The sequence below is a fragment of the Phocaeicola dorei genome (assembly GCF_013009555.1).
Classification (GTDB): domain Bacteria; phylum Bacteroidota; class Bacteroidia; order Bacteroidales; family Bacteroidaceae; genus Phocaeicola; species Phocaeicola dorei.
Genome location: NZ_CP046176.1, coordinates 1,828,152 through 1,842,149, shown reverse-complemented (window position 1 = coordinate 1,842,149; position 13,998 = coordinate 1,828,152). Strand labels below are relative to the sequence as shown.

Genomic DNA, 13,998 nt, shown 5'->3' with positions numbered 1-13,998 from the left:
ACAAAAATATTGACAATGCGACATTCTTACTTATTTATAATAGCAATCATGCTAGCAGTTATGACTCCGCGTATAGCCTCGGCTCAAAGTATCGCTGTAAAAAGCAATGTTCTTTATGACCTTACCGGCACTTTCAACCTGGGAGGAGAAATAAGGTGTGATGACACCCATTCATTCAATCTGAGCGTCAACTATAATCCCTGGAATCTGGGAGAAAACAAAAAAATGAAACATATTCTGATCCAGCCCGAATATCGTTGGTGGCTCAATGAAACATTCATAGGAAGTTTTTTCGGGGTGCAAGCCCATTTCGCCCAATACAATTTCGGTGGAACCACTCCTTTTACAACAGTAAAGAACAACCGTTATCAGGGTAATCTGATAGGTTGCGGCATTACCTATGGACACCAATGGTTGCTCAGCACATTCTGGAGTCTTGAAGCAAGCATATCTGTCGGATACGCCCATCTCACCTATGATAAATACGGTCCCGCCAAAGGAGACGCACTTATTAAGAAATCCCACTCCAACTATGTCGGACCTACCCAGCTAGGCATATCATTCATTTATTTCATTCAATAAATATAAAAGCAAATATACCCTATCAGTCATGAAACTCAAGACAAACATACTATTCAGTCTTTTATTATGCGGCACCTTTGCCACTGCACAAAACCTGAAACTTGATATCCTGCCTCCCTCCGTTACTCTCGGACAGGACTCTGCCATAGTGTCCATGAAAATGACTCTCAATGTTCCCCAGATGGACACCAAAAGCCATATCCGTCTCACCCCTGTCCTCACAGACGGAACCCACACTGCAGAATTACCTCAAATTCTGCTCAACGGAGAACGTGCACATCGGCTATACCGCCGCACCCTGGCGCTCAACAAACGAAGAGGCAAAGCGAATGTAACTCCCGTATTTACCGCTATCCCCTTGACAGACAGCGATCAGACTATCCACTACCGTGCTTCCCTCCCGGCAGCCGACTGGGTACAGTTCGCCACATTGAACCTCAAGAAAGAAGTCATCAACGGCAACGGAGAGAAAGTACAAAGTGAAAATATCCCCATTCCGGACAAAGCAACCCATATAGCAAAAGTAACAGATAATTTCGTTCCCCAACAGGACAGGAACCGGGAAGCTCCTATGGCAGCAGCCTCACCCTCTGCCCCCGTTGTTCCGGAACACCGTCCTGTTTCCCCTGCCCCGTCTGCACCATCTGCCAAACCATATTTCAAAGGAAGCTATGTATCTCCCGAAAGCGACGCAACCGATGAACGCAACCAGAAAGAGCTGAACTTCAGTCTGGACGAAGCGCGTGTCATAGCCGAAATCAATCCGCAGATGCTTTCGTTACGCGAGCTTTACACCGTAGCCATCAGCTACAAGAACATTCCGGAACAGTTCTACAAAATCATAGATATTAGTGTCAAGATATATCCGGCAAGCCCCGTTGCCAACCTCAACGCCGCTGCTGCCGCCATCGAACGGGGCAACACACAGGCAGCCGGCCGCTATCTGCAAATGGCTTCCCATGAAACGCTTGCCTACAAGAACTGCCGTGGCGCCTACGAACTGTTGTGCAACAACACCTACGAAGGCATCCGCCTGCTGAAAGCAGCCAAAGCCGAAGGCTCGGAAGAAGCCACCTATAACCTGAAAATATTCTTTGAATCCAATCAAACCAATATACAATAAAATATGAAAACCCGGTATATCCTTTCTTGTCTTCTGCTCGGCGGCGCCCTTTCCGTTTCCGCACAGAAAATGGCTGTCAAAAGCAACCTGCTTTCCGCCGCCAACGGTGCGCTGAATGCCGGTGTGGAATATGCCTTCGGCTCCAAATCCACATTCGATTTGTCCGGCAGCATACGTCCGTGGAAACGCTCGGAAGGATATGTCAACAAATATTGGCTCATACAACCTGAATACCGCTACTGGACTTGCCAGAAATTCAACGGCAGTTTTTGGGGAGCCTATCTCAACGGAGCGCAGTTCAACGTAGGAGGGAAAAAGATGCCTTTCGGACTCTTCCCCTGGCTGAAAGAGCACCGATATGCAGGCTGGCTGGCCGGTGGAGGCATAAGTTATGGATACCACATCATGCTCAACCGCCACTGGAATATAGAAGTTTCCGTCGGTGTAGGGTATGAATATATCGATTATAAGAAATATAAATGCCCTGACGTGTGTGCCGAATTACTGGAAAAAGGCCATTATCACTATTTCGGCCCCTCCAAAGCATCCCTGAGTATAGTTTACATATTTAACTAAAGAGCCATGAAATATTTATTCTATTTTATATCATTTATTTTTCCTACGCTTTGCTCATCAGCGCAGCCGGCAGAACGGGACAGTTCGATTTACATCGCCTCCTCCCAGCTCTACCGGATGGGAGAAAGTCTGGTAGTGTCCATGCAAGTAGACATTACCAGACAGATTCCCTCTAACGAATCAGTCATACTGGTTCCCCAGCTCAGCGACAGCCTGGACAACTTCATCCAGCTTCCCGCCATCTATGTGAACGGTCGTAAACAACATATTTTCTTCCAACGTGAAACCGGCCGGCAGGAAAAAGACTATGAAGAGTTACGCCGCCGCAATGACCGGAAACAAAGCGTACACTACTTACGCAGCATCCCCTTCACTCACTGGATGAAACATGCCTCCTTGCATCTCATCGAAAAAGAATGCGGATGCGGAGTCCCCCGCCATACAGACTCCACCTATCTGACCCGCCTGAATATGCTTCCCGATATCCATCCGCACGTAGCGTTTATCACTCCGCAGATGGAAGAAAGGAAATTGCGTGAAGAAAGCGGACGTGCCTATCTGGACTTCCCGCTCAACGAAACAATTATCTATCCCGAATACAGAAACAATCCGGCCGAACTGGCAAAGATAAAACGCAGTATCGACTTGATAAAAAACGATACCAATGTAGTCATTTCACACATTGACATTCATGGATACGCCTCTCCCGAAGGTCCCTACTCAAACAACGAGCGTCTGGCACGGGAACGGACCCAGACCCTGAAAGACTATGTATGCAGCCAATATTCTTTCAATGATACATTGTTTACCACCCATTACACCCCCGAAGACTGGGACGGATTTATCAAGTTGCTGACCGATACCGTTATTTCCCATCGCGAGGAACTGTTACATATTGCGGAGAGCAAAAACAGCCCCGATGAGAAAGAACGGAAAATACGGAAACGTTATCCCGAAGAGTTCCGTTTCATCCTGCAACACTGGTTCCCGGGTCTCCGTCATTCAGACTACACCATCCACTATGTGGTACGTCCGTTTACGGTAGAGCAGGCCAAGCAGGTTTTCGAAAGCAACCCCAAGAATCTGAGTATTGAAGAGATGTTCCGCATAGCCCAGACCTACCCTGCCGGCAGTCCGGAATACAATAAGATTTTCATGACGGCCGTTCTGCTTAATCCGGAACATCCCGTTGCCAATCTCAATGCAGCTTGCATCCTGCTCTCACAGGGAGATACAAAAGGCGCCTCACTCTATTTGGACAAAGCCGGTGAGACTCCCGAAAAGACCCTTTTGCAAGGTATCATGCAAATGCTGAATGGGAATTATACCGAAGCAGAAAACCTGCTGCGTAAAGCGAAAGAAGCAGGACTGCCCCAAGCAGATGAAAACCTGAAGATATTACATGAGATTTACTAATCACATTTTTTTACTAAAACATTTTTACATTATGAACAAAAAATTATTATTATCCTTCGCTCTTGCAGCTGCAATGGCAGGATGTATTAATGATGCAGATGTCCCCTCAGGAAATGGAGACAATCCGATTCCCGGAGCCAAAGGAGGCAACATGGAGATTTCATTTGTAGTCCCTAACTCTTCTAACGGCAGCCGTGCCGCTTCCGCCGAAGACTCTGGAGTCTATGAAGACGGTACTGCCGAAGAATACAAAGTGAGCAATGTGAAACTCTATCTGTTTGATTCTTCCAGCAAGAATTTGGTTACTACCCTCGACGTAGATCAAAATGAATTGGGTATCTCCAGCAAAGAGAACAGCCAAGAAGGACAAACCATCATCTATTCTTGCAACAAGGAAATCATATTGGAACCGGGCAACTATGACATCCTTGCCGTAGCGAACGGTACACAAAACCTTGACATCGAAAAAGAAATAGGCCAGGAATCAACATTATTGGGACAGATTGACGCCACCACTTATGGAAACGGTATGATAACCAGCGTACCCGGAAAGGGATTCATCATGTCCAACCGTGGCTCGGCCAATCTGAACATTGCCGTAGAATCTCCCGAAAAGAGCGACACCAGAGCACACGTCAGAATCAATTTGGAACGTGCCGTTGCCAAACTGATGGTTAGAAATGACAGCAAGGAAATCTACACGTTGAAGAATCCTAAGGGAGTGACTTACGCCACAGTCCGGCTGAACAACTACAAATTCATCAATCTGGCAAACAAGTTCTACACTTTCCGTCATGTCGCTACACTGGATGCCGCATCTGAAACTCCTTCCGCTCCGTCATCTTACAGCGTGGAAGCAGGAAATTTCGGTAACATAGCCGACAACAACGGTTATCTTATCGATCCCTATTTCTTCGACAAGACCGTAGCAGGAGCTACTACCAGTTTCACAGGCGGTTCATTCTACACTAACCACCTGTCAAAACAAACAGACAGCAATTGGTCCGGTCTGGCCGATGCAGGAAAGTACGTTTCCATGTATTGTCTTGAAAACTGTATGTTCCGTCCGGTACAGAACACGGTGTACACCACCGGCATCATGCTGAAAGGTACATTCACTCCGGAAGCCTCACAGACCATCGGCACTGACGGCCAGCCGGTAGAAGACCCGCTCGTGTTCAAGACACTGTATTATTTCAACTATAAATTCTACACCACGCTGGCGGCTGTGGGTGAACATGGTGATGCCAATATTGATGGTTTGACAGAAGCATCCAGCGATGCAGACCTGGCAGCCAAGCAGATTACCCGTTTCACCAAGAATGAAGGTAATTTCTCCACCTTCTACAACTATTGGATCAAACATCTTGATAACGGCGATCCTACCACAATGGGCGTAATGGAATTCGGTATTGTACGTAACAATATTTATTCTGTCAATATTACCAGCATCAAGAACCTGGGTCCCGGCACTCCGGATACCAAACCCGATCCGGACGAATACAAAGCATACTTGGACGTAGAATTCGGAGTATATCCGTGGATTGTCCGTGACCAAGATGCCGACCTTGAATAAAACAGTCTCAAAATAGAAAAACAATGAGTAAAACTGCTACTATCCTCTTCGCCCTATGTACTCTTTTCTGTAGTGCATGTTCCTGGGTAGACGATGACCAATCCGATTGTCCCACAGGCTGTTGGTTAAAGTTATCCTATACCTATAATATGCTGAATGTAGATGCCGTGACCACCCAGGTAAAAGATGTCACGCTATTTATTCTCGATCAGGAAGGAAACTATATAGACCGGGAGGAAGTAGACAGTCTTACATTCCATCAAAATGAATGTATAATCCAAGTCCCCTCCCTGCCTCAGGGAGATTATACCTTTCTGGTTTGGGCAGGTTTGTCGGACTCGCATTATCAACATACTCCCACTTCACTGACACTATTACGCAATGAGGCGGGAGAACAATCCGAAAAACTTTCATCTCTATTCCACGGGCGGCTGGACAACGTGCATATCAGCGGCGAATATCAGGTTTTGGCTCTCTCTCTTACTAAAAACACGAATATTCTGAGCTGCATATTGCAAAGTCAGTCGGCCGTCCCGCTGGATACAGATGATTTCCGTCTGGAACTGACTGCCGGCAACGGATGCATGGATCATTGGAACACTCCGATAGACTCCGTTTCCACCTGTTATCTCCCCTTTATGCAAGAAAGCGCCAATTTGGAAGACATACAGGTAGTGCATGCCGGAATGAATACATTGAGACTGATGGAAAATGACGATACCCGTCTACGGTTAATCTATCAACCTAGTGGAAAAGAGATTTTCGATATTCCGCTTACACAATATCTGCTCCTGTCACGTAATGTCGAGACAACCTATATGCCTCCACAAGAATATCTTGACAGGCAAGACCGCTATAATCTGATATTTTTTCTTGACTCAACAAATGATCCGCAGCAACCTTATATATGTTTACAAATGAAAGTAAACGGATGGATGATACGTATAAATAATGCAGAATTAGATAAATAACCTTTCTAATTCGAACATTTCAACCTATATTCGATTCCGTTAAGAAAACAACTTATTTTGTAAAATCTATAAAACGGAACATTATGAGAAATAAAAAAAAATTCAACGAGTTTATGAACAAAACGATTGATGAACTGAAAGACGAGAAACGTTATGGTACGGCTCACATTTATCAAAGCACCTTGAACGCATTCAGTGAATTCTGTGGATGTGAGGTTATTTACTTTCACCAGCTCAACAGAGCCAATCTGAAAGAATTTGAAACCTACCTGCGTGACAAGCAACTAAGTTGGAATACTGTTTCCACCTATATGCGGACATTGCGTGCAACTTATAACAAAGCAGTGGATAAAAAAATAATAACCGAGAATTCCCGTTTATTTCATCATGTCTACACCGGCGTGAAAAACGACATAAAACGCGCATTGGAAGTAGAAGAGATAAACAAGTTACTAAACGAGGTTCCTCTAAAGAAACTACCGGAAGATTTGATACGATGCAGAGTTTGGGCTAATTTAATGTTTCAATTACGCGGAATGCCCTTTGTTGATCTGGCCCATCTTCACAAAAGCGACTTGAAAGGCAACACACTTTCTTATCGCCGATATAAAACAGGTGGGCAAATGATTGTTGATATTCCGACAACAGCAATGAAGCTGATAAACAAATATCAAAATACCAATCAGGACTCTCCCTACCTTTTTCCCATCCTCAGTGGAACAAAAACCGGAGAGGATCTATATACAGAGTATCAGCAGGCACTACGAACCATGAATTACAATTTAGGCAGATTGGCGAAAAAATGCGGAGTGGCAACCAAGGTCAGTTCATACACTACCCGGCATACCTGGGCCACCCTTGCCAAATATTGTAATTTCTCCGAACAATTAATATGTGAGGCTTTTGGACACTCGTCAGTGAAAGTTACAGAAACATATTTGAAAAATTTCAAGAATGAAGAAATAAAGAAAGCTAATGATGCGATAATTCTATACGTTTCAAATAATGGGAAAAAGAGAGTATAAATATATAAAATTCTAATTATCAATAGATTTATATTGTGTTACTTCGTAAGTAACAGATCTTATTTGGAGGGCAAAAATAGACAATTAACTGATAGCAAACAAATAAAGGCACAGCTTTTTTCTAGATTTTAATTAAAAAGGTTATATAATAGATAAAAAGTAATAATAATATGAACAATTATCAAATCGAAGGAGAACAAAGAAATACAACAACACACATTGCGCTTTTTACTATTAACGCAATGCAATAAATTCACTATATTTCACATAGTTATCTCTTATATATATTTATAAAACGACAGAATATTAATTATACAACTAATCCATTAATTCACGTTCTGTTACTTACGAAGTAACAGAAGGATATTAAAAAGAAAAAAAGTGACATATTTAAAACACACCTTTTAAAAACATAATATAGATCTGACATCTAAAAAATTTAACCTATGATACAAGTTCAGAGATTTAATAAAGCACTTAAATTAGCAGTCATTCTAGGAGATTTAGTCATTCTGAATGTACTTTTCATCTCATTTAATTCAATATGGAACGAGTTGTTTGGGGAGAGGGCCTACAGTGGCACTTTACCCCAAATTCTAACTCTATTCAGCGTATGCTATTTTGCGTGCACTATCTCAGGAGGTGTCATATTACATCGACGAGGAGCCCGTGCCGATCAAATTGTATTCCGGGCACTCCGTAACGTTTTTTATTTCTCCCTATTGTCAACAAGCTTAATTGTACTATCAGAACTTGAAATATACTCCAATCGCTTTTTTGTCTATTATTTCATTCTACTTTTCCTCTGCATCACTTTCTATCGTCTGCTTTTCCGTTTCTGCATACAGCTATACAGAAGCCGTGGAGGTAATTTCCGTACCGTCCTTTATTTGGGAAGCACCGAAAATATAGCCGAACTTTATCATGAAATGACCTCCGACGCCACTACCGGATACCGGGTACTGGGATACTTCGACACAACCCCCAATGCCAAGTTCCCTGCCAGTTGTACTTATTTGGGAAAGCCGGAGCAAACCATTGATTACCTGACAAAAAACAAAGTGAACCAACTTTATTGTTGCCTGCCCTCGGCATTAAGCGAATGTATCGTGCCGGTCATTAATTATTGCGAAAACAACCTGATACATTTCTACAGTGTGCCCAATGTGCGCAACTACCTGCGCCACCGTATGTACTTTGAAATGATAGGCAGTGTCCCTATTCTCAGCATCCGCAAGGAACCTTTGGGAAAAATAGAAAACAGGCTGATAAAACGCATATTCGATGTAGCCTTCTCATTACTCTTTTTATGCACATTGTTCCCCATTATATTCCTTATTGTAGGAGTGACCATTAAAATCACTTCTCCGGGCCCCATATTCTTCCGTCAGAAACGTAATGGATTGAATAATAAAGAATTCTGGTGTTATAAATTCCGTTCTATGAAAGTGAACAAGGAATCGGACACCTTACAGGCCACCCTCAATGATCCTAGAAAAACCAAATTCGGCGATTTCATGCGCCGGACCAATATTGACGAACTTCCGCAATTCATCAATGTATTGCTGGGAGATATGTCCATTGTGGGACCACGCCCTCACATGTTGAAACACACGGAAGAATATTCCAAGATAATCAATAAATATATGGTCCGCCATTTCATCAAACCCGGTATCACGGGATGGGCGCAAGTGACCGGTTTCCGTGGCGAAACCCGTGAGCTGGAAGACATGGAAGGACGTGTGAAAGCCGATATATGGTATATGGAGCACTGGTCTTTCCTGCTCGACCTTTATATCATGTACAAAACCGTGGCAAATGTGCTACGCAAAGACAAGCAAGCTTATTAAGTTCAAAATAGAGAATTAAAATTAATAGAGAGCCAAAAAATGAGAAGATTGAAACTTACCCTATTCGCGCTGGTTTCACTACTACTATGTAGTTGCAGCGCCTACAAAAAAGTACCTTACCTGCAAGGGTCCGAGTATCTGGACATGGCAAATGTCAAAACACCCTTGTATGATGCACACATCATGCCTAAAGATTTGCTGACTATCACGGTGAATACCAGCGATCCCGATGCCGCCATTCCCTTTAATCTGACGGTAGCCACCCCTATCACGGCAAACAGCAAAAACCTTACCAGCCAACCATCTTTACAACAGTATCTGGTAGACAATAACGGAAACATTGATTTCCCTGTTTTGGGAACATTGCACATCGGCGGCCTTACCAAAAGCCAGGCGGAAAATATGATAAAGGAGAAACTGAAGACCTATATCAAAGAAGACCCTATTGTAAATGTACGCATGGCAAACTACAAAATCTCTGTGATGGGAGAAGTTGCCAGCCCCGGTACATTCACCATCACCAATGAAAAAGTAAATATCATGGAAGCACTGGCTATGGCAGGGGACATGACTGTATACGGACAACGCGACAAAGTGAAACTGATCCGTGAAGACGCGCAAGGCAACCGCCAAATTATCCCGCTGAACCTGAACGATGCCGACATCATCGTATCTCCTTACTACTACCTCCAGCAGAATGATGTAGTGTATGTCACTCCCAATAAGACCAAAGCCAAAAATGCAGGAATCAGCAACAGTACTACAATCTGGTTCTCTGTAGTGGGAACCCTTGTCTCACTCGTCAGCCTGATAGTAACCATTGCCAAATAAACAGAATTATGAAAGAAGATTTATACGACGACCTCTATCTGGAAGAAAAAGAAGAAAAGACTGATTTTAAAGCGGTTCTTTTTAAATATACCATTCATTGGCCTTGGTTCGTGGCATGCATTCTGTTATGCATGGCAGGAGCCTGGCTTTATTTGCGTTACACCCCGCCGGTATACAACATCTCGGCGTCCGTCATCATCAAAGACAATGACAAAAACAGCAAAGCAAGCAGCGGCATGGCCGACTTGGAAGACTTGGGATTTTATTCTTCCATCAACAATTTTGACAATGAGGTAGAAATCCTGCAATCGCGCACGCTTATCAAGAAAGTAGTGGAAGAACTGGATCTTTACATCAGCTATGCGGCAAAAAGTAGTTTTCATGATATAGAACTTTACAAAAGTTCCCCTGTCAAAGTATGGATTACCCCTGAAGAAGCTCAGAAACTCCCTGCTCCGGCATATATCAACCTGACTTTGCAACCGGGCAATAAACTGAATGTGAAGATCACAATAGGAGAACAGGAATACAGCAAGCAATTCGACAAACTGCCTGCCTTGCTGACCACTCCGTCGGGGACTTTCAGCTTCACCCCGGCTGATTCGACAATCGCAAAAAGCGAGCAAAAAATCATGGCTACCGTTTCTTCCCCCCGCAGTGTGGCCGGCAGCTACCGGGGAGCATTGAGCATAGAGCCTACTTCCAAATCCACCACTATCGCACAGATCTCTGTAAAGAGCACGCATACGCAACGTGGTATGGATTTTATCAACAAACTGGTGGAAATCTACAACCGGGATGCCAACGACGATAAAAACGAAGTGGCCACCAAGACCGCAGAATTTATTGATGAACGTATTAATATCATCAACGGTGAATTGGGAACTACGGAACAAGAACTGGAAACCTTCAAGCGCGATGCCGGGCTGACCGACTTGAAAAGCGACGCCCAACTGGCATTGAGTGAAAACTCGGAATACGAAAAAAAACGTGCTGAAAACAGCACCCAGCTCCGGCTGGTACAATTCCTGGCCAGCTATGCCAACAATCCGGATCATGCCTACGAAGTACTTCCTGTCAATGTAGGCCTGACAGATACCGGACTGACCGAACTGATCAACCGCTACAATGAGATGCTGCTGGAACGCAAGCGCCTGCTCCGCTCCTCTCAGGAAAACAACCCGGTGGTAGTCAATCTGGATGCCAGCATCCGCGCCATGCGCAGCAATGTGCTGACCACCATCAACAGCGTGCAAAGAGGCTTGGCCATCACCCAGGCGGATCTGGAACGCCAGGCAGGCAAATATGCCGGACGCATCACCAATGCTCCGGGACAGGAACGCCAGCTAGTCAGCATCTCGCGCCAACAGGAAATCAAAGCAGGACTTTACCTGATGCTGCTGCAAAAGCGTGAAGAAAATGCCATCACTCTGGCATCTACCGCCAACAATGCCCGCATAGTAGACGAAGCGCTGGCAGATGCCATCCCCGTATCTCCCAAAGGAAAGATGATTTATCTGGTAGCACTGATTCTAGGCGTCGCTCTGCCGGTTGCCGTGATCTATATCATCGAGCTTTTTAAATACAAGATAGAAGGACGTGCCGATGTGGAAAAAATCACATCCCTTCCTATAGTCGGTGACGTACCTTTCTCTGAAAATAAATCTTCGGAGGGAGCCATTGTAGTACACGAAAACCAAAACGACCTGATGGCCGAAACTTTCCGTAATGTACGCACCAATGTACTTTATATGATGAAGAGTAACGAGAAAGTTATATTGGTTACCTCCACCACTACAGGAGAAGGCAAAACCTTTATCGCTTCCAATCTGGCTGTCAGCCTGGCTTTATTAGGAAAGAAAATCGTGATTGTGGGGCTTGACATCCGCAAGCCGGGTCTGAACAAAGCTTTCCAATTGTCACGCAAGGAACAAGGCATCAGCCAGTTCCTCGCTAATCCGGAACATACCGACCTGATGTCGCTGGTACAAGTTTCAAACATCAATCCTAACTTGTCCATTCTGCCCGGAGGTCCTATCCCTCCCAACCCGACCGAATTGGTGGCATGTGAATCTTTGCCTCAGGCTATCGACATACTGAAAAAGCATTTTGACTATATCATTCTGGATACCGCCCCCATCGGCATGGTGACCGACACCCAACTGATTTCGCGAGTAGCCAATGCCAGCATCTATGTGTGCCGGGCAGACTACACCCACAAGGCAGATTATACTTTAATCAACGAACTGGGCGAACAGAAAAAACTGCCCAACCTATGTACCATTATCAACGGACTGGACATGAAGAAAAAAAAGTACGGATATTACTATGGATACGGCAAGTATGGCAAGTATTACGGATATGGTAAAAAATACGGTTACGGCTATGGATACGGCGCAGAAAATGTAAACAAAAAGTAATTTCAAAATTAATTACATAATAAAATAAGACTAATCCTCTTTCTAGAACGTTAATATTTTAACAAATTCAGAAGAGAATTAGTCTTATTATGTTTTAATATATAAATATTATTTACTATACTTTTCTTTTGAAACATCAAAACAGGGACACTGTTTCACCCATTCCTCAGGCTCTATCTCACCATTTCCGTTCAAATCCGGACTTAAATCCCGATGACCGCAAACCTTGCAACCGGGATAATCCACCAGCAACGCCCTGACCAGTACACGCAATGAATGTTTCTGCCACACCGTCCGCGTATCCGCCGGCCTGCCCCGCTCGCTGACTCCCCCCTCATAGCATATCCCGATACTCTGCGCATTATACCCACGCGCATGCGCCCCGATTTTCTCTATGGGACGGGTTGTTTTTATATCCCCGTTCTTACGGATATAAAAATGATATCCGGGTCCGTTCATTCCACGCCTGCGGTGGCACACCTCCAAATCCTGTTCGGTAAAGTCCCTGTCCGCCTTTGTGGCGGAACAGTGGACAACAATCAGATTAATCACTCTCATCCTCCTATGCACGAGCTGATTCCTACTACACCCGCAATAGCCGTAGCTACTGCAATCACCACTTTCAAAATAGTGCTCCAAACAGATTTACCTTTCATTCTACAGTTTTTTTTTAAATTAAACACTTGTCCGCCACCTACTTAAGCAGGTTTTTGCTCCTCCTTCGTTTTCACCGGCAATTTATCCACTTTCGTATATTTCAGTGCTGCCAGAATACCGCTTAGCGCAATACCCGGACGGAAATTGATACGCGCTTTTCTAATCATCGACACATCATACGTATCCTCCGTTTCCGCACCTCTTCCGCTCAGACCTATCTGGAAAGTGCCCAGATCGGCAAGCCTTACAATCTCACCCCCTTCCAGAGCCTCCATAATCACATCCTCCAAAGCAACAAGCACAGCCATTACATCCGCACGCGTCACCGTACAGGTCTTCTGAATACGATCCGCCATTTCGCGAATCTCTACATGGCCATTGGCCTGAGCTTGTGCATAAAACTTAGGCACCGCATCCTGATCAAGCGGATTATTACGCTTTACTACCGAATAAGAAACTGTTCTTCCCATACTTTTAAAATTAAAAATTAAAACTTTTAAATTAAGAAACACACTGACAATCAACTATTAATCACTAAGCCGGCTATGATTGACTTTTGATTACACTACAAAGATACGATGAAGCGGAAGCCCTGTGTCGACATTGGTAGAGAGCCGTAGAACATTGTCGAGAAATGTCGAGAATAACTTACAGGCAGAGTAGGAAAACAAGGACATTTTGTGTATCTTTACTCTATAATCAAAACAGATAAAAGAACATGAACCAAGAAGAAAAAGCATTCATTATCAGAGCGTATGACAAAGCGGAACTGGCAGAATTATATAGCCCCGGACGGACCGCTGCGGCAGCCCTGCAAACCCTATATCGCTGGATGCGGAGAAATATGCTGCTGCAGGAAGAATTAAACGAAGCGGGCTACAACAAATTCCGCCACAGCTTTCTGAAGCATGAAGTGGCAATCATAGTGAGGCATCTGGGAGAGCCTTAGGACATACGCTTCCCAAAGGACC

Annotated in this window: 14 protein-coding genes; 11 read left to right on the top strand and 3 right to left on the bottom strand. The window is 44.3% G+C overall.

Annotated elements, in window-relative coordinates; genetic code table 11:
- The first annotated feature begins 15 nt into the window (after positions 1 to 15).
- From GKD17_RS07625 to GKD17_RS07580, 10 genes are all read left to right on the top strand, one after another.
- Positions 16 to 582, top strand: a complete 567-nt coding sequence (locus tag GKD17_RS07625; protein WP_008652473.1) for a DUF3575 domain-containing protein — start codon at positions 16 to 18, stop codon at positions 580 to 582.
- A 28-nt stretch (positions 583 to 610) separates the two neighbouring features.
- Entirely contained in the window at positions 611 to 1,705 is a 1,095-nt protein-coding gene (locus GKD17_RS07620; RefSeq protein ID WP_007838009.1) for a DUF3868 domain-containing protein, read from the top strand.
- Positions 1,706 to 1,708: 3 nt separating this feature from the next.
- The gene (locus tag GKD17_RS07615; protein ID WP_007838008.1) at positions 1,709 to 2,281 is read left to right on the top strand and encodes a DUF3575 domain-containing protein; all 573 of its coding nucleotides are present in this window, start codon (positions 1,709 to 1,711) and stop codon (positions 2,279 to 2,281) included.
- Positions 2,282 to 2,287: 6 nt separating this feature from the next.
- Positions 2,288 to 3,697 carry a DUF3868 domain-containing protein gene (locus GKD17_RS07610; RefSeq protein ID WP_007843707.1) on the top strand — a complete coding sequence of 470 codons (1,410 nt, stop codon included), beginning with the start codon at positions 2,288 to 2,290 and terminating at the stop codon, positions 3,695 to 3,697.
- Positions 3,698 to 3,728: 31 nt separating this feature from the next.
- A complete protein-coding gene (locus GKD17_RS07605; protein WP_032936711.1) occupies positions 3,729 to 5,273 on the top strand; it encodes an Mfa1 family fimbria major subunit in 1,545 nt (514 codons plus the stop codon).
- A 23-nt stretch (positions 5,274 to 5,296) separates the two neighbouring features.
- Entirely contained in the window at positions 5,297 to 6,244 is a 948-nt protein-coding gene (locus GKD17_RS07600; protein ID WP_007843703.1) for a FimB/Mfa2 family fimbrial subunit, read from the top strand.
- 83 nt (positions 6,245 to 6,327) lie between these two features.
- Complete coding sequence (locus tag GKD17_RS07595) at positions 6,328 to 7,269, top strand: tyrosine-type recombinase/integrase (RefSeq protein ID WP_007838002.1); 942 nt, start codon at positions 6,328 to 6,330, stop codon at positions 7,267 to 7,269.
- A 446-nt stretch (positions 7,270 to 7,715) separates the two neighbouring features.
- Positions 7,716 to 9,119: an undecaprenyl-phosphate glucose phosphotransferase gene (locus GKD17_RS07590; protein WP_007838000.1), complete on the top strand. Its 1,404-nt coding sequence runs from the start codon at positions 7,716 to 7,718 to the stop codon at positions 9,117 to 9,119.
- 39 nt (positions 9,120 to 9,158) lie between these two features.
- The gene (locus tag GKD17_RS07585; protein WP_007837999.1) at positions 9,159 to 9,950 is read left to right on the top strand and encodes a polysaccharide biosynthesis/export family protein; all 792 of its coding nucleotides are present in this window, start codon (positions 9,159 to 9,161) and stop codon (positions 9,948 to 9,950) included.
- Positions 9,951 to 9,958: 8 nt separating this feature from the next.
- The gene (locus GKD17_RS07580; RefSeq protein WP_007837994.1) at positions 9,959 to 12,370 is read left to right on the top strand and encodes a GumC family protein; all 2,412 of its coding nucleotides are present in this window, start codon (positions 9,959 to 9,961) and stop codon (positions 12,368 to 12,370) included.
- A 108-nt stretch (positions 12,371 to 12,478) separates the two neighbouring features.
- On the opposite strand, the gene GKD17_RS07575 is transcribed toward GKD17_RS07580, so the two are convergent.
- The 3 genes from GKD17_RS07575 to GKD17_RS07565 are packed head-to-tail and all read right to left on the bottom strand — an operon-like array spanning position 12,479 to position 13,497.
- Positions 12,479 to 12,928: an N-acetylmuramoyl-L-alanine amidase gene (locus GKD17_RS07575; protein ID WP_007837992.1), complete on the bottom strand. Its 450-nt coding sequence runs from the start codon at positions 12,926 to 12,928 to the stop codon at positions 12,479 to 12,481.
- Complete coding sequence (locus GKD17_RS07570; protein WP_005848116.1) at positions 12,925 to 13,026, bottom strand: smalltalk protein; 102 nt, start codon at positions 13,024 to 13,026, stop codon at positions 12,925 to 12,927. Before GKD17_RS07570 ends, GKD17_RS07575 begins: the two co-directional genes overlap by 4 nt.
- A gap of 42 nt (positions 13,027 to 13,068) precedes the next feature.
- Complete coding sequence (locus GKD17_RS07565) at positions 13,069 to 13,497, bottom strand: HU family DNA-binding protein (protein ID WP_007843691.1); 429 nt, start codon at positions 13,495 to 13,497, stop codon at positions 13,069 to 13,071.
- Between the two features lie 248 nt (positions 13,498 to 13,745).
- Between GKD17_RS07565 and GKD17_RS07560 the strand changes: the two genes are divergently transcribed.
- Complete coding sequence (locus GKD17_RS07560) at positions 13,746 to 13,976, top strand: DUF4248 domain-containing protein (protein WP_005843735.1); 231 nt, start codon at positions 13,746 to 13,748, stop codon at positions 13,974 to 13,976.
- The last annotated feature ends 22 nt before the right edge of the window (positions 13,977 to 13,998 follow it).